Source organism: Bradyrhizobium sp. (assembly GCF_019242285.1).
GTDB lineage: Bacteria > Pseudomonadota > Alphaproteobacteria > Rhizobiales > Xanthobacteraceae > Bradyrhizobium.
In genome coordinates this window covers 1-18,549 of the sequence record NZ_JAFAVV010000289.1, presented here as the reverse complement: position 1 = coordinate 18,549, position 18,549 = coordinate 1, and the positions used below count along the sequence as shown (strand labels likewise).

16 protein-coding genes are annotated in these 18,549 nt (G+C 65.9%); 1 reads left to right on the top strand and 15 read right to left on the bottom strand.

What is annotated here, in order from left to right:
• Both JOY90_RS11110 and deoC read right to left on the bottom strand, forming a co-directional pair.
• Positions 1 to 824 (bottom strand): aldehyde dehydrogenase family protein (locus tag JOY90_RS11110; RefSeq protein ID WP_291691183.1); only part of this gene is annotated, 824 nt, incomplete at its 3' end.
• 10 nt (positions 825 to 834) lie between these two features.
• Complete coding sequence (gene deoC / locus JOY90_RS11105) at positions 835 to 1,866, bottom strand: deoxyribose-phosphate aldolase (protein WP_291691182.1); 1,032 nt, start codon at positions 1,864 to 1,866, stop codon at positions 835 to 837.
• A 244-nt stretch (positions 1,867 to 2,110) separates the two neighbouring features.
• On the opposite strand from deoC, the gene JOY90_RS11100 reads away from it, so the two are divergent.
• Positions 2,111 to 2,911 (top strand): DeoR/GlpR family DNA-binding transcription regulator, encoded by an 801-nt coding sequence (locus JOY90_RS11100; RefSeq protein WP_291691181.1) that lies wholly within the window; start codon positions 2,111 to 2,113, stop codon positions 2,909 to 2,911.
• A gap of 125 nt (positions 2,912 to 3,036) precedes the next feature.
• Here JOY90_RS11100 and pgm read toward each other — a convergent pair whose 3' ends face one another.
• The 13 genes from pgm to JOY90_RS11035 all read right to left on the bottom strand — a co-directional run.
• Positions 3,037 to 4,674 carry a phosphoglucomutase (alpha-D-glucose-1,6-bisphosphate-dependent) gene (pgm, locus tag JOY90_RS11095; RefSeq protein ID WP_291691180.1) on the bottom strand — a complete coding sequence of 546 codons (1,638 nt, stop codon included), beginning with the start codon at positions 4,672 to 4,674 and terminating at the stop codon, positions 3,037 to 3,039.
• Positions 4,675 to 4,721: 47 nt separating this feature from the next.
• The gene (glgA, locus tag JOY90_RS11090; protein ID WP_291691179.1) at positions 4,722 to 6,179 is read right to left on the bottom strand and encodes a glycogen synthase GlgA; all 1,458 of its coding nucleotides are present in this window, start codon (positions 6,177 to 6,179) and stop codon (positions 4,722 to 4,724) included.
• On the bottom strand, positions 6,176 to 7,438 hold the full coding sequence (glgC, locus tag JOY90_RS11085; protein ID WP_291691178.1) for a glucose-1-phosphate adenylyltransferase: 1,263 nt from the start codon (positions 7,436 to 7,438) through the stop codon (positions 6,176 to 6,178). Before glgC ends, glgA begins: the two co-directional genes overlap by 4 nt.
• Before the next feature lie 147 nt (positions 7,439 to 7,585).
• Entirely contained in the window at positions 7,586 to 8,521 is a 936-nt protein-coding gene (locus JOY90_RS11080; RefSeq protein WP_291691177.1) for a carbohydrate kinase, read from the bottom strand.
• Between the two features lie 9 nt (positions 8,522 to 8,530).
• Positions 8,531 to 10,180, bottom strand: a complete 1,650-nt coding sequence (locus JOY90_RS11075; protein ID WP_291691176.1) for an FGGY-family carbohydrate kinase — start codon at positions 10,178 to 10,180, stop codon at positions 8,531 to 8,533.
• A gap of 29 nt (positions 10,181 to 10,209) precedes the next feature.
• A complete protein-coding gene (locus JOY90_RS11070; RefSeq protein WP_291691175.1) occupies positions 10,210 to 10,983 on the bottom strand; it encodes an SDR family oxidoreductase in 774 nt (257 codons plus the stop codon).
• Positions 10,984 to 11,034: 51 nt separating this feature from the next.
• Entirely contained in the window at positions 11,035 to 12,042 is a 1,008-nt protein-coding gene (locus JOY90_RS11065; protein WP_291691174.1) for an ABC transporter ATP-binding protein, read from the bottom strand.
• A gap of 17 nt (positions 12,043 to 12,059) precedes the next feature.
• Positions 12,060 to 12,890 (bottom strand): carbohydrate ABC transporter permease, encoded by an 831-nt coding sequence (locus tag JOY90_RS11060; protein WP_291691173.1) that lies wholly within the window; start codon positions 12,888 to 12,890, stop codon positions 12,060 to 12,062.
• A gap of 3 nt (positions 12,891 to 12,893) precedes the next feature.
• Positions 12,894 to 13,817: a carbohydrate ABC transporter permease gene (locus tag JOY90_RS11055; RefSeq protein WP_291691172.1), complete on the bottom strand. Its 924-nt coding sequence runs from the start codon at positions 13,815 to 13,817 to the stop codon at positions 12,894 to 12,896.
• Positions 13,818 to 13,931: 114 nt separating this feature from the next.
• Positions 13,932 to 15,245: a sugar ABC transporter substrate-binding protein gene (locus JOY90_RS11050; RefSeq protein WP_291691171.1), complete on the bottom strand. Its 1,314-nt coding sequence runs from the start codon at positions 15,243 to 15,245 to the stop codon at positions 13,932 to 13,934.
• A gap of 152 nt (positions 15,246 to 15,397) precedes the next feature.
• Complete coding sequence (locus JOY90_RS11045) at positions 15,398 to 16,348, bottom strand: sugar-binding transcriptional regulator (protein ID WP_291691170.1); 951 nt, start codon at positions 16,346 to 16,348, stop codon at positions 15,398 to 15,400.
• A gap of 9 nt (positions 16,349 to 16,357) precedes the next feature.
• Entirely contained in the window at positions 16,358 to 17,023 is a 666-nt protein-coding gene (locus tag JOY90_RS11040) for an HAD family hydrolase (RefSeq protein WP_291691169.1), read from the bottom strand.
• A gap of 236 nt (positions 17,024 to 17,259) precedes the next feature.
• Positions 17,260 to 18,549: 4-hydroxyphenylacetate 3-hydroxylase C-terminal domain-containing protein (locus tag JOY90_RS11035; RefSeq protein WP_291691168.1), on the bottom strand; the 1,290-nt coding region annotated here is incomplete at its 5' end.

Sequence of the window (18,549 nt, the reverse complement as noted above, 5' to 3'; positions counted from 1 at the left end):
ACGATGAAGGGCGACTTGCCGCCGAGCTCCAGCGTCAGCGACTTGGCCGTGCCGGCGGTCCTCTCGCGGATCAGCCGGCCGACCTCGGTCGAGCCGGTGAAGGCGATCTTGTCGACATCGCGATGCTCGACCAGCGCGACGCCGGTGGCGCCGTCACCGGTGACGACGTTGAGCACGCCCGGCGGCAGGCCCGCGCGCGCCGCAAGCTCGGCGAACAACAGCGCCGTCAGCGAGGTGAATTCGGCGGGCTTCAGCACGACCGTGTTGCCGACCGCGAGCGCCGGCGCGATCTTCCAGGCCAGCATCAGCAGCGGAAAATTCCAGGGAATGATCTGGCCGACGACGCCGAGCGGCACGTAGTCGACCAGCTCGCGCGCCTGCAACTGCGCCCAGCCGGCGTGATGCAGGAAGTGGCGCGCCGCCAAGGGCACGTCGAGGTCGCGGGTCTCGCGAATCGGCTTGCCGTTGTCGATCGCCTCCAGTACGGCGAACAGCCGCGCATGACGCTGCAGCATCCGCGCCAGCGCATAGAGATGCCGCGCGCGGCCGTGGCCGCCGAGCCCGTACCACAAGGGCTGCGCTTTTCGCGCAGCCGCGACCGCCGCATCGACATCAGCAGCGGAGCCCTGCGCCAGCTCGGCCAGCGCCTTGCCGGTCGCGGGCTCGATGGTCGTGAAGCGACCGCCGTCGGGCGGTGCAACGAAGGCGCCGTCGATGAAATGCCCGAACGCGGCGTCGTGGCGCTTCAGCCAGGCGCGCGCCTCGCCGTCGGCTTCGGGTGCCGGGCCGTAGTCCATGGTGTCGAAATAATGCGCGACGCTCATGACCGCCTTCTCATCCGATCGCGTGGCGGTTGAAGGCCGAATAGCGGCCGGTGACATGATGTTCGAGCTGGCGCTCGATGTCGGCGAGCAGGCTGGAGGCGCCGATCCGGAACAGTTCTGGCTCCAGCCATTCGCGTCCCAGCTCCTCCTTCATCAGGAACTGGTAGTTCAGCACGTCCTTCGCGCTCGAGATGCCGCCCGCGGGCTTGAAGCCGATCTTGAAGCCGGTCAGCTCCTGATAGGCGCGGATCATCCGCAGCATGGTCAGCGCCACCGGCAGCGTGGCGTTGACGCCTTCCTTGCCGGTCGAGGTCTTGATGAAATCGGCGCCCGCCATCATGCAGACCATCGAGGCCTTGGCGACGTTGCGCGGCGTCCTGAGGTCGCCGGTCGCGAGGATGGTCTTCAGATGCGCATTGCCGCAGGCGGCGCGAAACTCCTTCACCTCCTGATACAGCGCGCGCCAGTCGCCGGTCAGCACATGCTCACGCGTGATGACGATGTCGATCTCGGCGGCGCCGTCACGCACGGAGGCTTCGATCTCCCGGAGCTTGACGTCGTGCGGCACGAGGGCCGCCGGAAAGCCCGTCGAAACCGCCGCAACCGGGATGCTCGAACCTTCGAGGGCTTCGACCGCCGTGGCGACAAAGCGGTGGTAGATGCAGACCGCGCCGGTGTGCAGCGCGCGATCGGCAAAGCCGAGCGCGTCGAGAATATCCGTCCGCACCGGCGCCTTGGCCTTGGCGCAGAGCCGCCGCACCCGTCCCGCGGTGTCATCGCCATTGAGCGTGGTGAGGTCGATACAGGTGATGGCCTTCAACAGCCAGCCGGCCTGGGCGTCGTTCTTCACGGTGCGGCGGCCGGGCAGGCTCGCGACCCGGCGCTCGACGGCGGAAAGATTGACGCGGATGTCGTCGAGGAAATCCGCCTCGAAGGCATGGCCCTCGTTGCGCGGCAGGACTTGCTGCGCCACCGCGCGCAGATGCTCGCGGCTGCGCAGCGGCGCGGCGGAAACACTCGGAGTGGGTACCCGGTCCGGCATCGCGCGACGCAAGCGAGCTCAGGAAGCCAGCCTTGCGGCCATGCCAGCCGGATGTTCGGATCGCAACATCAACTTCCTCCCAGGATCGATCGACGAACCAGCAGTTCAGGATATTCTCGCTAAATTCCTTGAATCAGGCCAGTATCGCGTCGAGACCTTTATGTTATTATTCTAACATGGACACGTTCGGAACATCACACCATGGGCAGGCATTGTCAACGGGGTCGCGGGGTCATTGGACGGAATGGCTGAACTGGCAAATGGCGCCCCCGCGCCGGGCGATGCGCGGGCACAGCGGCTGCAGCGGCTACAGCGCGCGATCACCGAGAATGGTGCGCTGCACCTGAGGGACGCGGCCGAGCTCTTGAATGTCTCGGAGATGACGGTGCGGCGCGACCTCGCCGGCGCCGACGCCGCGCTTGCCTGTCTCGGCGGCTATGTCGTCAATGCCGCCGCGCCGACGGCCGCGAAATACACCTTCGAGCAGGAGATCGACCAGCACACCCAGGACAAGCGGCTGGCCTGCCGTGCCGCGGTGGCGTCGCTCCAGGCCGGCGACACCGTCTTCATCGATTGCGGCACCACCATGCAGTCGCTCGCCGACTGCCTGCCCGAGGGCCTGCCGCTGTCGGTGATCTGCTACGCGATGAACGTGGCGGCGATCGTGACGCGGCGTCCGGCGACGCAGGTGATGCTGATGGGCGGGCTCTATCACACCTCATCGCAGTCCTTCTCGTCCGCGGAAGGACTGACTTATTTGCGCAAGCTCGGGATCAACAAGGCTTTCATCTCGGCGGGCGGCGTACACCCGGTTCGCGGCGCGAGCTGCTCCAACTTCCACGAGGTCGCGATCAAGCAGGCAGTGATCGAGACCGCGGTGGAGAACATCCTGGTGGTCGATGCCAGCAAGCTCGGCAGCCTCAAGCCGGCGTTCTTCGCCGGCCTCGATGCGTTCGCGAAAATCGTCGTCGGCGGCACGGCCGCCGCCGAGGCGCGCAAGCCGTTCCGCGGCCTGCCGGTCGAATATGCGACCAGGACGCGCTGAACCGGTCGTAGCCCGGGTGAGCATCGCGATACCCGGGAACGGGAGCCCCGCATATCGCTTCCGCCTTCGCTCTTCGAGCTTCGGCGGACAAGCCGCTCATGCGGGCTACGATGTTGCCTAGCGGATCAAAGCTTCGCCAGCGCGGCCTGCGCTTCGCTTTGGATCAGCTTCAGATGGGCGTCGTCGCGAAAACTTTCCGCATAGATCTTGCAGACGTCCTCGGTGCCGGACGGCCGTGCCGCGAACCAGCCCATGTCGGTCTCGACCTTGATGCCGCCGAAGGGCTGGCCATTGCCAGGCGCCGTGGTGCGCATGGCGCGCACGGGGTCGCCGGCCAATTCCTTCAAGCCGAGCTTCTCCGGCGTCACCGCCTTCAGCGCATTCTTCAACGGCGCGGTGGCGGGCATGTCGATCCGCTCATAGAAGGGCATGCCGAGCTCGGCGGCGAGATCGCCAAAGAGCTGGCTCGGATCGCGCCCGGTGCGGGCCAGCATCTCGGCCGCGATGAGCCCCAAGATGATTCCGTCCTTGTCGGTGGTCCACACCGTGCCGTCGCGCTTGACGAAGGAGGCGCCGGCGCTCTCCTCGCCGGCAAAGCCGAACGCGCCGGTGCCGAGCCCCTCGACGAACCATTTGAAGCCGACCGGCGTCTCCACCAGCGTGCGGCCGATCTTGTTCGCGACGCGATCGATGATCGAGCTCGAGACAACGGTCTTGCCGATCGCCGCCTCCTTGCGCCAGCCGGAGCGCTGGCCGAACAGGTACCAGATCGAGGTCGCGAGGAAATGGTTTGGATTCATCAGGCCGTTCGACCTGGTAACGATGCCATGGCGGTCGGCATCGGTGTCATTGGCAAAGGCGACGTCGAACCTGTCGCGCATCGCGATCAGGCTCGCCATCGCATAGGGCGAAGAACAGTCCATGCGGATCTTGCCATCCCAGTCGGCGGTCATGAAACGGAAGGTCGGATCGACGAGATCGTTGACCACGGTCGCCTTGATGCCGTAGCGCTCCACGATCGGCTGCCAGAAATGCACGGCGGCGCCGCCGAGCGGATCGATGCCGATATTGACGCCGGCGGACTTGATCACGTCCATGTCGACGACGTTGATGAGATCGGCGACGTAGGGTCCGATATAGTCGTGCAGATGCACGTGCGCCGATTTTCGTGCGCGTTCGTAGGTCATGCGCGCGACGCCCTCCAGGCCATCCGCCAGATAGCGGTTCGCCTGCTTCTCGATCTTGGCGGTGACATCGGTGTCCGCCGGGCCGCCGTGGGGCGGATTGTACTTGTAGCCGCCGTCCTCCGGCGGATTGTGCGAGGGCGTCACGACAACACCATCGGCGAGGCCGTCGGTCCGGCCCTTGTTGTAGCTCAGGATCGCGTGCGAGATCACCGGTGTCGGCGTGTAGCCGCCGTTCGCATCGACCATGATGTCGACGCCGTTGGCGGCGAACACCTCGATGGCGCTGACCAGCGCCGGCTCGGCGAGCGCATGGGTGTCGATGCTGATGAAGAGCGGCCCGGTGAGCCCGACCTCGCGGCGGTGATCGCAGATCGCCTGCGTCGTCGCCAGGATGTGATCCTCGTTGAAGGAAGCCTTCAGCGACGAGCCGCGATGGCCCGACGTGCCGAACGCGACGCGCTGCGCGGGATCGGCGGCATCCGGCTTCACGGCAAAATAGGCGGTCACCAGGCGCGGGATGTTCGCGAGCGCGTTTGCGGCAATCGGCTTGCCGGCAGCGGGATGGGGATTGGCCACGTGATATCCTCGGTTCCAATAAGCGCGACGACGGCCGCTTTCTTCAATCAGGTATATCGCATTCCCGCGAGCTCGCGATACAAGGCGGCATAGTGCGCGGCGGGACGGCGCCAGGAGACATCCGTCGCCATGCCGGCGAGCTGAATGCGCCGCCAGTCGAACTTGCTGCGAAAAGCGGCAGCGGCGCGCCGCAGCGCGCCGGCCAATGCCTCTGTCGTGACCGGTGCGAACTTGAACCCGGTGGCCGAGCCGCCGACGAGCGCGGCGTCATCGGCGTCAACGACGGTGTCCTCCAGCCCGCCGACGCGGGAGACGATCGGAACCGCGCCGTATCGGAGCGCACAGAGCTGCGTCAGGCCGCAGGGCTCGAACCGGGACGGCACGGCAAGCGCGTCCGCGCCGGCCTGGATCAGATGCGCCAGATCCTCGTCATAGCCGATCCAGCCGCCGACCAGGCCTGGATGGGCCTGCATGGCCGCGCGATAACCATCCTGGAGATCGCGGTCGCCGCTGCCGAGGACGGCCAATTGCATGCCTTGGCCCAGCACAGTCGGGATAGTCTCGAGCAGGAGGTCGAGCCCCTTTTGGGAGGACAAGCGGCTGATCACGCCGAGCAGCAGCGCGTCCGGCACGACCTCCAGCCCGAGCCGTCGCTGCAAGGCGGCCTTGTTGGCGGCCCTGCCCGCAAGATCACCTGCACTGAAATTGCCGGGAATCCGCGGGTCGGTCGCGGGATCCCACACCGCAACGTCGATGCCGTTGAGGATACCGCTCAGGCGGTCGGCGCGCTCGCGCAACAGGCCGCCGAATCCCATGCCGCCCTCGTCCGTCTGAATTTCCCTGGCGTAGGTCGGCGACACCGTGGTGAGGCGGTCGGCGAACTGCAGGCCGCCCTTCAGAAAACTGATCCGGCCGTAATATTCGACGCCCTGGATGACGAACGACTCCGGCGGCAGGTCGATGGCGCTCAGCAGGTCGTGCGGGAACAGGCCGGGAAAGGCGAGGTTGTGAACCGTCATCACCGTGCCGGGACGCGGCCTGCCGCGATAATGCAAATAGGCCGGCGCGAGGGCCGCCTGCCAGTCGTGGGCGTGCACGACATCGGGCGCGAAAGAAGCTATCGCACCGAGCGCGATCTCGGCGGCCATGTGCGACAGCGCCGCGAAACGCAAGCCGTTGTCCGGCCAGTCCACGCCGTCCGGCGTGAGATACGGATTGCCCGTGCGCGCGAACAGATGCGGCGCATCGAGCACGAACAGATCGAGGCCACTGCTGCGGCCCGCGAGCAGGCGGGCCGATCCACCGAAGAACAGCTCGGAGCGGACCACCTCCTCCGCCGCCTCCAGCGCGCGCAGGACATCGGGATATCCGGGCACCAGCGTACGGACCTCGATCCCTTCGGCCGCGAGCGCGCCCGGCAGTGCGCCGGCGACATCCGCGAGCCCGCCCGTCTTGATGGTGGGATAGATCTCCGAGGCGACCGACAGGACGCGGACGGAGGTCATGCATCGAGCCTGTCGATCATCGGCTGGGTGATCAGGCTGATGCCGTTCGGGCTGGTGCGGAACCGCTTGGCATCGAGTTCGCGATCCTCGCCGACCACGAGGCCCTCCGGGATGCGCACGCCGCGGTCGATCACGACATTGCACAGCCGCGCATGGCGCCCGACATCGACATAGGGCAGGATCACGGCGTTCTCGACCCGGGCGTGCGAATGCAGGTGCACGCCCGTGAACAAGAGCGAGCGCCGCAGCGCCGCGCCGGAGACGATGCAGCCGCCCGACACCAGCGAGGTGACGGCCTCGCCGCGGCGGCCGTCTTCGTCATGCACGAATTTGGCCGGCGGCGTGATCTCGGCATGGGTCCAGATCGGCCAGGACTGGTCGAACAGGTCGAGCTCGGGCACGACGTCGGTGAGATCGATGTTGGCCGACCAATAGGCGTCGACCGTTCCGACGTCCCGCCAGTAGCTGCGATGATCGTCACCGGAGCGCACACAGGAGCGGCTGAACTGGTGCGCCACCGCGCGGCCGTTCTTGACGATGTAGGGGATGATATCCTTGCCGAAATCGCGGGCCGAGTTCGGATCGCTGGCGTCGCGCTTCAACTGATCGAACAGGAACTGGGTGTCGAAGACGTAGATCCCCATGCTGGCCAGCGACTTGTCCGGCTTGCCGGGCATCGGCGGCGGATCGGCCGGCTTCTCCAGGAAGGACTGGATGACGTCGTTCTCGTCGACATGGATGATGCCGAACGCGCTCGATTCCGCCCGCGGCATCTCGAGACAGCCGACGGTGACGTCCGCCTTTTGCTCGACGTGCTGCTGCAGCATCACTTCATAGTCCATCTTGTAGACGTGATCGCCGGCGAGCAGCACGATGAACTTGGCGCCATGGCTCTCGATGATGTCGATGTTCTGGTAGACCGCATCCGCGGTCCCGAGATACCACATGGTCTCGGAAACGCGCTGGCTCGCCGGGAGGATGTCGAAGCTCTCGTTTCGCTCGGGACGGAAGAAATTCCAGCCCATTTGCAGATGGCGAATGAGGCTGTGCGCCTTGTACTGAGTGGCGACGGCGATGCGGCGGATGCCGGAGTTGACGGCGTTGGAAAGCGCAAAATCGATGATGCGCGACTTGCCACCGAAATAGACCGCCGGCTTGGCGCGGCGGTCGGTCAGTTCCAGAAGCCGGCTGCCGCGTCCCCCCGCGAGAACGAAGGCCAGGGCATGCCGCGACAACGGCTCGCTTGCGACAGGTCGCATCTCGTCCTCCCTATGGCCCACACCAACCCTTGGAACGGCTCAGTCGTTCCAGGCAGCTGCGGCCCGTTCTGGAACATTGTAGCGGTCCGGACAAGCGATCGGGAAGTGGCAACGTGCCGGTGCGGCAATCGCGGCGTTCGTTGTGGCCTACCAGTATCTCCTGACTTCGTCGAAGCGCGGCGGATCGGCACCGGCCCGGGTGCAGGTCACCGCCGCGCAGTGACAGGCGAATGACAGCACGCGGCGAAGCTCGTCGGCGGTGGCGGCTTGCAGCCTGCCGCGTTCGAGGCGGTCGAGCCGCTGCAGCGCATAGAGCAATGCGGCCTGAAAGCTGTCGCCGGCGCCGATCGTATCGACGATCTCGACCGCGGGGGCCCGGGCCTCGATCAATCCCGCAGTGGCATGCCAGGCCTGCGCGCCCTCGCCGCCGCGGGTGATCACGACCAGGCCGGCACCGCCCGCCAGCAGGCTCCTGGCGCGGGCGGCATGAGCTTCGTCGCCATGCAGATAATTGAAATCGACGTCCGACATCTTGATGAGGTCGGCGCCGGCGGAGAACATCGCCATGCGCCGGCGATAGTCGTCGAGATCTTTGACCAGGTTGGGCCGGCAGTTCGGGTCGAAGGAGATGGTCGCCGACGCCCGCGTATCCGCGATCAGCGCCGCCGTCTCATGCGCACCGTGCGCGTGGACCAGGGTGGTCGATCCGACATGGATGGCCTCGATCTGGTCGAGCGGGATCGCGCCGCGCCGATAGGTCCATTTGGCCGCGGCGGTCTCGGCGTCATAGAAGGCGTAGTGCGACTCGCCCGCGACGATGCGCACGAAGGCAAGCGTGGTCTGATCCTCGCTCCGCGTCGCATGGCTGAGATCGACGCCGGAGGCTGTGGCATGATCGGCGATCATGCGTCCGAACAGGTCGGTCGAGACGCCGCCGACGAAGCCGGTGGCGGCACCGAGCCGCGCCACCCCCACCGCAACATTGAGGCAGGAGCCGCCGACCGCCGGCATCAGCGCTTCGCGTCCGTCAGCGGACTTCACCGGCACGAAATCAATCAGCGCATCACCGCAGCTTATGATCATGGCGTTGCCTCAGGTGCCGTTCCGTCGCCAGCCCCGCATCGCCTCCCGGCTGTCGCGATCCAGCGCCCGCAGCATCCTGTGCACCTTGCGCTTGGCGCGATGCAATGCCGCCATCTCGGGCGCGGTCGGCTCGCTGAAGCGGCCGAGCGCGGACATCGAGGCCATGGTCTCGCCGATCGACCGATAGACGCCGCCGGCGACCGCGCCGAGCATCGCGGCGCCCAAAAGGACCGGCTCCTGGGTTCGTGGCAGCGCCACCGTCAGACCCGTCGTGTCCGCCATGATCTGCCGCACCAGCGGGCTGCGGCTGGCGCCACCCGCCATCACGATGACCCTGCTTGCAACATCGTGCCTGGCAAAGGCGTCGATGACATCGGCGAGGCCATAGGCGAGCCCGCACAGGCCGGCGACGAACAGTTTTTCCATCGCCCCGATGTCGGCATCGAGATCGAGGCCGGCGATCACCGCGCGTGAATCCGGATCGGCATAGGGCGAGCGGTTGCCGAGGAATTCCGGCAGCACATGTACGTCGCGCGCAAACAGCGCCGCGGCCCCCGGATCGCCGGCGCGGGCGATGATCCGCCTCTCCAGGAATTCGATCACGTCAACGCCGCGCTCCTGCGCGGCCGAGCTCACCTCGGCATAGGCCGGGTGCGAACGCAGCAAATGATCGATCGCGGCCCCCGCGGCCGACTGTCCGCCCTCGTTCAGCCAGAAGCCCGGCACCATGCCGGAATGATAGGGGCCCCACACGCCGGGCACGAAACGGGGCTCCCTGGTGGTGGCCATGATGCAGGCCGACGTTCCCATGATGTAGGCGAGGCGGTCGCAGACATCGACCGGCGCCTCCGGCGCCAGCCGGCCGCCGATCGCTCCGATGCCGCCGGCATGCGCGTCGATCAGGGCGGCGCCGACCGGCGTGCCCGGGCGCAGCCCGAGATCTTCAGCGGCCGATCGCGTCAGGCCGGAGCCGATCGCCGTGCCCGGCGCGACGATGTCGGTGCCGATCCGCACATAGTCCTCGGCGACGAACTCCGAGAGCCCGATGCGCTCGAAGAAGCGCGCGCTCCAGCGCCGCTCATGCGCGAGAAAATTCCACTTGCAGGTCACCGTGCACATCGAGCGCGACAGCGAGCCGGTGGCGCGATAGGTCAGATAGTCGGCGAGATCGAAGAAGTGCCCGGCCGCGTCGAAGCTCGCACGCAGATGCCGCTTCAGCCAGAGCAGTTTTGGCATCTCCATTTCAGGAGAAATGGAGCCGCCGACATGGCGCAGCACGTCGTCCTGGGTCTGGTTGATCTGCCGCGCTTCCGCGATCGCGCGGTGATCCATCCAGACGATGACGTTGCGCTGCGGATCCCCGGACGTGCTGACCGTGACCGGCGCGCCGTCACCGTCCAGTGCAACCAGCGAGCAGGTCGCATCGAAGCCGATGCCATCAACGGCATCGGGCAGGATTGCCGCTTCCGCCATCGCGCCACGCACCGCCGCCGCGCAGGCGTCCCAGATGTCGGAAGAGGACTGCTCGACGATGTCGCCGGCTTCGTGCCAGGTCACGATCGGATGCCTGTTCGTGCCGAGCAGCTTCCCGGTCTCGTCGAACACGCCGGCCCGCGTGCTCGATGTCCCGACATCGACGCCGATGTAAGCCTGCCGCATGGCGCTCCCCCGTCACTTTTGACGTGAGCTTACCAGCAAGTGTAGCCGCCATCGACAAGAACGATGCTGCCGGTCATCAGGCTCGCCGCCTCCGAGGCCAGGAACAGGACGACGGAGGCGATCTCCTCGACCTGCCCCAATCTCGCCATCGGGGTTCCCCCGATCCAGGCGTCCCACATTTTCGCATTGCTTTTCACGAAGGCGTTCAGCGGTGTGTCGATATAGGTCGGCGCCACGGCGTTGACCCGCACGCCGCGCCTTCCCCACTCGGCCGCCAACGACTTGGTCAGATGGTGCACTGCGGCCTTGGAGGCGTTGTAGTAGCACTGCTCCTGCGGCTTGTTGACGATGAAGCCCGACATCGAGCCGACATTGACGATGGCACCCGTCTTCGCCTGCAGCATGTGCTTGCCGAAGGCGCGGCAGCACCAGAACGTGCCGTTGAGATTGACGTCGAGCACGTTGAGCCAATGCTCGTCGGTGACGGTCTCGGCCGGGGTCTCGCTGCGGGCGATGCCGGCATTGTTGACGAGGATGTCGACCTTGCCGTAGCGCGAGGTCAACTGGTCGGCGACTTCGGTGACCCGCCTGGAATCGGTCACGTCCATGTCGACGACTTCGGTCTGGTAGCCCTTGGCTTTCATTTCGGCGCTGCCCGCCGCAGCCACCTTGGCATCGCGGTCGGCGATCACGACCCTGGCGCCGGCCTCCGCCAGCGCCTCGACGCAGGCGAGGCCGATGCCCTGCCCGCCGCCGGTGACGATGGCGGTCTTGCCGCCCAACCTGAATTTTTCCAAATACATCTGTATCATCCGCAAGTGACTGCCGGAGCCTCATCAAACCCGAGAAGCCGATTAGGCGTGGATGGCGTTGCCGCTCTCGTCGAAGCGATGGATCCGCGCCGGCTCGGGCGACAGCGAGACCTTGTCGCCTGGGCTCAGGCTGAGCTCGCCGATGTAGCGTGCGGTCAGCATCCCGAGCTGGCCGGCATCGACATAGAGGAACGTATCGCTGCCGAGATGCTCGGCCACCGACACCGTGCCGGGCCAGCCGCCCTGCCCCGCGCGCTCGACCTTCAGATGCTCGGGCCGCACGCCGATGGTGGGAGCGCCCTGCTGCCGCGCGGCCTCGCCGCTGATGAAGTTCATCTTGGGCGAGCCGATGAAGCCGGCGACGAACAAATTGTTCGGCCGCTCGTAGAGGTCGAGCGGCGAGCCGTACTGCTCGATCTTGCCGGCATTGAGCACGACGATCTTGTCGGCCATGGTCATGGCCTCGACCTGGTCGTGGGTGACATAGATCGCGGTGGTGGCGAGCTGTTTCTGCAGCCGTGTCACCTCGAGCCGCATCTGGACCCGCAGCGCCGCATCGAGATTGGACAGAGGCTCGTCGAACAGAAACGCCTTCGGCTCGCGCACGATGGCGCGGCCGATCGCAACGCGCTGGCGCTGGCCACCGGACAATTCGCGCGGCTTGCGCTCGAGATAGGGCGTCAGGTTCAACGTCGCCGCGGCGGCCTCGACCTTGCGGTTGATCTCGGCCTTGGGCAGGCCGGCCATCTTCAGCCCGAAGGCGATGTTGCCGCGCACGCTCATATGCGGATAGAGCGCATAGGACTGGAACACCATCGACAGTCCACGCTTGGCCGGCGGCACGTCGACGACGTTCCTGCCGTCGATCAGGATCGCGCCGCCGGTGACGTCCTCGAGCCCCGCGATCAGGCGGAGCAGCGTGGTCTTGCCGCAGCCGGACGGCCCGACGAACACGACGAACGAGCCGTCGGTGATGTCGAGATCGGCGCCCTTGATGATGTGCACCGGGCCGAACGATTTCTGGACACCCTGAAGCGCGATCTGGCCCATGAGATTTCATCTCCCTCTTACTTGACGGCGCCGAAGGTCAGGCCGCGGACGAGCTGTCGCTGGCTGAACCAGCCGAGCACGAGAATGGGCGCGATCGCGAGCGTCGAGGCGGCCGAGAGTTTTGCCCAGAACAGCCCCTCCGGGCTCGAATAGGAGGCGATGAACACCGTCAGCGGCGCCGCCTGCAAGGTGGACAGGTTGAGCGTCCAGAACGCCTCGTTCCAGGCCAGGATCAAATTGAGCAACAATGTCGAGGCGAGCCCCGGCACCGCCATCGGCGTCAGCACATAGATCAGCTCGCGGCCGATGGTCGCGCCGTCCATCCGCGCCGCCTCGAGAATGTCCTTCGGGATTTCCTTGAAATAGGTGAAGAGCATCCAGACCACGATCGGCAGGTTGCCGAGGCAGAGGATGAAGGTGAGGCCGACACGCGTATCGAGCAGGCCGAGATCGCGGTAGATCAGGTAGATCGGCACCAGCACGCCGACCGGCGGCATCATCTTGGTCGAGAGCATCCAGAGCAGGAGGTCCTTGGTGCGCTTGGTCGGCGAGAACGCCATCGACCACGCCGCGGGAATCGCGATCAGCATGGCGATAATCGTCGAGCCGCCGGCGATGATGATCGAGTTCAGCGCGTGCAGCAGATAATCGCTGCGCTCCTGGACCGTGGCGTAGTTCTCCGTGGTCCAGTGAAAGAACAGGAATGACGGCGGGATCGCGAATGCCTCGAGCTCGGTCTTGAAGCTCGCCAGCACCATCCACAGGATGGGGAAGAAGATCAGGAAGCCGCACAGCCAGGCCGCGGCCGTCGAGATCACCACACGATTCGTCGTTACTGCCCGCGCCATGGCTCACGCCTCCAGATTCCGGCCGACGATGCGGACCAGGAAGAACGCCACGATGTTGGCGATCACCACCGCGACCAGCCCGCCGGCCGAGGCGCTGCCGATGTCGTACTGGATCAGCGCCTGGGAATAGATCAGGAAGGCGATGTTGGTGGTCTGCAGTCCCGGCCCGCCGCCGGTGGTGACGAAAATCTCGGCGAACACGGTCAGAAGGAAGATGGTCTCGATCAGGATCACGACCGTGATCGGCCGCGCCAGATGCGGTACCGTGATGTAGATGAAGGTCGACAGCGCGCCGGCGCCGTCCATCTCGGCGGCCTCCTTCTGCTCCTCGTCGAGCGATTGCAGCGCGGTGAGCAGGATCAGCGTCGCGAACGGCAGCCATTGCCACGACACGATCAGGATGACGGCGAACAGCGGCGCGTCGTTGAACCAGTCGATCGGAGTTGCCCCGAACAGTTTTGCGATCCAGGCGAACAGGCCCGAGACCGGGTGCATCAAGAGGTTCTTCCAGACCAGCGCGCTCACCGTCGGCATCACGAAGAACGGCGCGATCACCATCAGCCGGACGATGCTGCGGCCGAGCACCGGCTGGTCGAGCAGCAGCGCGAGCGGAATGCCGAGCAGGATCGTCAGCGCCAGCACCGAGCCGACCAGCACCAGCGTGTTCTGCAGCGAGGCGATGAAGGCAGGATCGGTAAGGAAGTAGCGGAAATTGTCCAGGCCGACGAACTGCTGGGATTCGGAATCGAGCAGGTTGTAGTGCAGCGTCGAGAAATAGATCGTCAGCGCCAGCGGGACGATCATCCATATGAACAGCAGCCCGACCGCCGGCGCCAGCAGCAGGCGCGCCAGACCTTGCGTCTGTCGGGTCCCTGTCGCCGCCGTCCCCCTCTGGGAGACCGATTCAAGTGAGAGTGGGGTCGCCATCCCCGCCTCCTTCTGGAGAACGCTTCACGTGAGTGGAAAGGCGGCCATCCGGTTTCCGGAACAGGATGGCCGCAGTCTTTCAGCTCGGGAGTCCGAGCTGGCCGAGGCGAACGGCTACTTGATGTAGCCGGCGCGCTTCATCTCGCGCTCGGTCGCGGACTGCGCGGCGGAAAGCGCCTGGTCGACCGTGGTCGAGCCCGACAGCGCCGCCGAGAATTGCTGGCCGACCGAGGTGCCGATGCCCTGGAATTCCGGGATCGCCGCATATTGCACGCCGACGTAAGGAACGGGCTTGACGGTCGGCTTGTTCGGATCGGCAGCGTCGATCGAGGCGAGCGTCGGCTTGGCGAACGGCGCGACCTTGAGATAGTCGGGGTTCTGGTACAGCGAGGTGCGCGTGCCCGGCGGGACGTTGGACCAGCCCTCCTTCGAGGCGACGAGCTTGGTGTAGTCCTTGCTGGTGGCCCACGCGATGAACTTCTCGGCCGCCTCGACCTTCTTGGAGCCGGCGGGGACCGCCAGACTCCAGGCCCACAGCCAGTTCGCATTCTTGCCGAGGCCGGTGTTCGGCGCCAACGCAAAGCCGACCTTGTCGGCGACCTTGGAATCCTTTGGATTGCTGACCATCGAGGCGGCGACGGTGGCGTCGATCCAGATCCCGCATTTGCCGGCGTCGAACAGCGCGAGGTTCTCATTGAAGCCGTTCGAGCTTGCGCCGGGAGGGCCCGCCTCCTTCATCAACTCGACATAGGTCGACAGCGTCTTCTTCCATTCCGGCGTGTTGAACTGCGGCTCCCACTTCTCGTCGAACCAGCGCGCGCCGTAGGAATTGGCCATCGCGGTCAAAAACGCCATGTTCTCGCCCCAGCCGGCCTTGCCGCGCAGGCAGATGCCGTAGACGCCGGCGGACTTGTCGGTGATCTTCTTGGCGGCGTCGATGACGAAATCCCAGCTCGGGCTGTCCGGCATCTTCAGGCCCGCCTTCTCGAACAGGTCGGTGCGGTACATCGTCATCGAGCTCTCGCCGTAGAACGGCGCGGCGTAGAGCTTGCCGTCGACCGATACCGCATCCTTGATCTTGGGCAGGAGGTCGGAGACGTCGTAGTCGGCAGGAAGCTTGTCGAGCGGCACCAGCCAGTTCTTCTTGGCCCAGATCGGCACCTCGTAGGTGCCGATGGTGAGAACGTCGAACTGGCCGCCCTTGGTGGCGATGTCGGTGGTGACGCGCTGGCGCAGCACGTTCTCCTCCAGCGTGACCCATTTCACCTGAATGTCGGGATTCTTGGCGGTGAACTCGCTGGTCAGCCCCTGCATGCGGATCATGTCGCTATTGTTGACGGTTGCGATGGTCAGCGTCGTCTCGGCAAGGGCGGGGACCGAGAGGGAAAGCGCAGCCGCGCCCATGAGGGCGCCAAGGACGTTTTTCACGAGAACCTCCCAATGAACCGTGTTGAGCAGATGCCCACACGTTGAGCGTATGTTCAACTCAGGGAGAACGATTTGTCAAGCCGCCGCGCAGCCTCTCGCACGCGCGAAAGATGTTCGCGCGTCGCCTCTGCATCAACCCGCAGGGCGGTCGCTCAGTCGAGGATGGCGCGGGCGGTGGCTTCGTCGGTGATCAGGCCGTTGACGAGGCGGCCGGCGAGCGCGGCCTTGATCGCGGCGACCTTCGGCCTGCCGACCGCGGCGGCAATGGTCAGCGTCTCGGCGGGCACCTGCGGCGGAATGCTGGTCAGCCGGCGGTTGGTGCCGCCCTTGATCAGCCTGCCCTTGCCGTCATAGGCCCAGCCGGTGATCTCGCCGACTGCGCCGAGCCGCATCATCTCGAACAGTTCCTCGCGGGTGACGAAGCCGTCGACATGGACCTGGGCCTTCTGGTCCATCTGGCCGATGCCGACCAGGCGCAGATCGGCGCGCTCGGCCACCGCCTTCACCTTGGCGATCGGCCCGATCCGCACCATGCGGTTGCGCTCGTCCTCCGACGACATCAAAAACGGCAGCGGCATCGGGTAATGCCGGGCGCCGGTGCGGTCGGCGAGCCGGCCGACGGTGTCGAAGAAGCTCGCCGAGCCATCGGCGGAGATGTTGCCGACCAGCGAGACGATCTGGTGGTTCGGCCGCTCGATCGGCGAGACCCGCTCGACCGCGGCGCGCACGGCGCGCCCGGTGCCGAGCGCGACGATCACCGGCGTCTCCGCGCGCAGCGTCGATTCCAGGAGATTGGCAGAGCGCTCGGCGATGCCGGCGTTCGACAGCGGCGCGGCGGGATCGGCCGGCACCACCTCGCAATGCACGAGCTTGAACCGCTCCCTGAGCCGGGCGGCCAATTCCATGCAGGCCGCGATGGGATGCTCGAGGCGGAAGGTGATCAGCCGCTCGGCGAGGCAGAGCGAGACCAGCCGCTGGGCGGAGGCGCGCGAGACCTGCAGCATCTTCGCGATCTCGTCCTGGGTGTGGCCGGCGATGAAATACAGCCATCCGGCGCGGGCGGCATCGTCCAGTCGGGATTTCTCGCCCTCGGTCGGCGCCATGCGAACCCGCTAATCCTCTCGCCAGAAATCGTCCATCCGCGCGAACACCCGATCGGCACCGGCGGCATTCAATATGGCCCGTCCATCGCGCGATTCGTAATGGCTGCCGCCGGTAAATCCCCAGACCGTCATGCCGGCCGCTTTTGCCGCCGTCACGCCGCTGATGCTGTCCTCGACCACCAGGGTGCGCGCCGGCGCGGCCCGCATCCTGTCCGCGGCGTAGAGAAACAGATCCGGCGCAGGCTTGCCCCGCGCCACCATCTGCGACGTGAAAAGACGATCGCCGAAATAGGAGGCAAGCCCGGTTCGCGCCAGCGAGAACGCGACGCGGTCGAGATCGCTGGAGGACGCCACGCAATGCGGCGTCGACAGGCCGGCGAGCACCGCCTCCACTCCTGGGATCGCTTGCAGCGAGACGTCAAAGCTCGCGCGCACGCTCGCCCTCAGGTCGTCGAGGAAACGATCCGGGAGAGCGTCGCCGCGACCGCGATAGTGCTCCAGCACCGCCCCGGTGTTGCGGCCGAGAAACAGGTCCAGCGCCTCGGCGATCTCGAGCCGGATGCCGTGCGTGCCGAGCACGTCGGACAGGCAGCGGCAGCTCAGCACCTCGCTGTCGACGAGGACGCCATCGCAGTCGAAGATGATCAGCTCGAAGTGGCGCTGGCCAGGCTCCATTGTTCCATCAGAGCATATGCTCAGTGACAGAGCAATAGTTCACCAAATCGACCCGTCGCACGCGTGCCGATCCTCGGGCCTCATGGTTCGAGACGCGCGGCTGCGCCGCGCCCTCACCATGAGGTTCTGAGATTTCGCCGCGTAAAGACCCTCATCCTGAGGAGCCCGCCGCAGGCGGGCGTCTCGAAGGATGCGCCGCGAAAAGACTGCCCTCCCATTGCTCTGCCCTATCCCTGCTATTTGCGCTCGCGCAGCAAATGGTAGCTGAGCTCGCCGGGGTCGCTGAGATCGGGCACCTTCCAGCCGCCGAGATCGTATTCCGCCATGCATTCCTCGGCGAAGCCCTTGAAGCGGTCGGCATTGCCGGAGGCCTGGGCACCGAACAGGCAGTAGCGGCGGATCTCCTCGGTCGAGCCGCCATAGTTGATCTCGTAGAGCTCGTGGCGGCCGCCGAACTCGCTGCCGATGCAGTCCCACAGCAGCTTCAGGAGCTTCACCCGCTCCTCGGCCTTGTAGCCGTTGGAGCCGCGCAGATAGCGGTCGAGATAGGGCCTGATCTCGTCGTTGCCGAAGTCGCGCGAATGGCTGTTGAGATAGATCAGGCCGGAGGCCACCGTCTGCTCGATCAGGTATTTCACCTTGGTGTAGGCCATGGTGGCGATGATCTGGTAGGCATTGCCGGGATCCATGTTCGGCAGCACATAGTCGCCGATCCACGGCTTCGGGCTCTTGACCATCGCATCCGACAGACCCCAGAACAGGTTGCGCCAGGCGATCACCTCGCCGACATTGGCCTGCACGCCGCGATAGTCCTTGGTGCCGGCGGCTTCCGTCGCCTTCAGCAGCAGCCCCGAAATGAAGTCGAGCTTGACCGCAAGCCGCGTGCAGCCATGCACGACGAAGCGCGGCAGAAAGCCCGTGCGCGGGAAGAAGTTGTTGGCCTTCTCGATGTCGCCATAGACGAACACGTTCTCCCAGGGCACCAGCACCTTGTCGAGAATGAAGACGGCGTCGTTCTCGTCGAGCCGGCTCGAGATCGGATAGTCGAACGGCGAGCCCATCACGTTCGCGCTCATCTCGTAGGAGGTGCGGCAGATGAATTTTACCCCCGGCGCATTGGTCGGCACCATGAACACCACCGCGAACTTCTTGTCCTGCAGCGGGATCAAGCCGTGATGCGCGACGAAGGTGAAGTTGGTCAGCACCGAGCCGGTCGCGACCACCTTGGCGCCGGAGACGATGAGGCCGGCATCGGTCTCCTTCTCGACATGGCAGCAGACGTCGACCACCTCGTTCGGCGGCCGGTCGCGGTCGACCGGCGGATGGATGATGGCGTGGTTGATGAACGGCACGCGCTCCTGGCTGTATTTGTACCAGCGTTTTGCGTTCTCCTGATACGGCTCGTAGAAGTCGGAGTTGGCGCCCAGCGTCGCGAGGAACGCCGCCTTGTAGTCGGGCGAGCGGCCCATCCAGCCATAGGTGATCCTGGCCCATTCCGCGATCGCGTCGCGGCCGGCGACCAGTTC

Coding starts and splice junctions, on each gene's coding strand:
- deoC (WP_291691182.1), bottom strand. CDS start 1,866: ATGCCGGACCGGGTACCCACTCCGAGTGTTTCCGCCGCGCCGCTGCGC.
- JOY90_RS11100 (WP_291691181.1), top strand. CDS start 2,111: ATGGCTGAACTGGCAAATGGCGCCCCCGCGCCGGGCGATGCGCGGGCA.
- glgA (WP_291691179.1), bottom strand. CDS start 6,179: ATGACCTCCGTCCGCGTCCTGTCGGTCGCCTCGGAGATCTATCCCACC.
- glgC (WP_291691178.1), bottom strand. CDS start 7,438: ATGCGACCTGTCGCAAGCGAGCCGTTGTCGCGGCATGCCCTGGCCTTC.
- JOY90_RS11080 (WP_291691177.1), bottom strand. CDS start 8,521: ATGATCATAAGCTGCGGTGATGCGCTGATTGATTTCGTGCCGGTGAAG.
- JOY90_RS11075 (WP_291691176.1), bottom strand. CDS start 10,180: ATGCGGCAGGCTTACATCGGCGTCGATGTCGGGACATCGAGCACGCGG.
- JOY90_RS11070 (WP_291691175.1), bottom strand. CDS start 10,983: ATGTATTTGGAAAAATTCAGGTTGGGCGGCAAGACCGCCATCGTCACC.
- JOY90_RS11065 (WP_291691174.1), bottom strand. CDS start 12,042: ATGGGCCAGATCGCGCTTCAGGGTGTCCAGAAATCGTTCGGCCCGGTG.
- JOY90_RS11060 (WP_291691173.1), bottom strand. CDS start 12,890: ATGGCGCGGGCAGTAACGACGAATCGTGTGGTGATCTCGACGGCCGCG.
- JOY90_RS11055 (WP_291691172.1), bottom strand. CDS start 13,817: ATGGCGACCCCACTCTCACTTGAATCGGTCTCCCAGAGGGGGACGGCG.
- JOY90_RS11045 (WP_291691170.1), bottom strand. CDS start 16,348: ATGGCGCCGACCGAGGGCGAGAAATCCCGACTGGACGATGCCGCCCGC.
- JOY90_RS11040 (WP_291691169.1), bottom strand. CDS start 17,023: ATGGAGCCTGGCCAGCGCCACTTCGAGCTGATCATCTTCGACTGCGAT.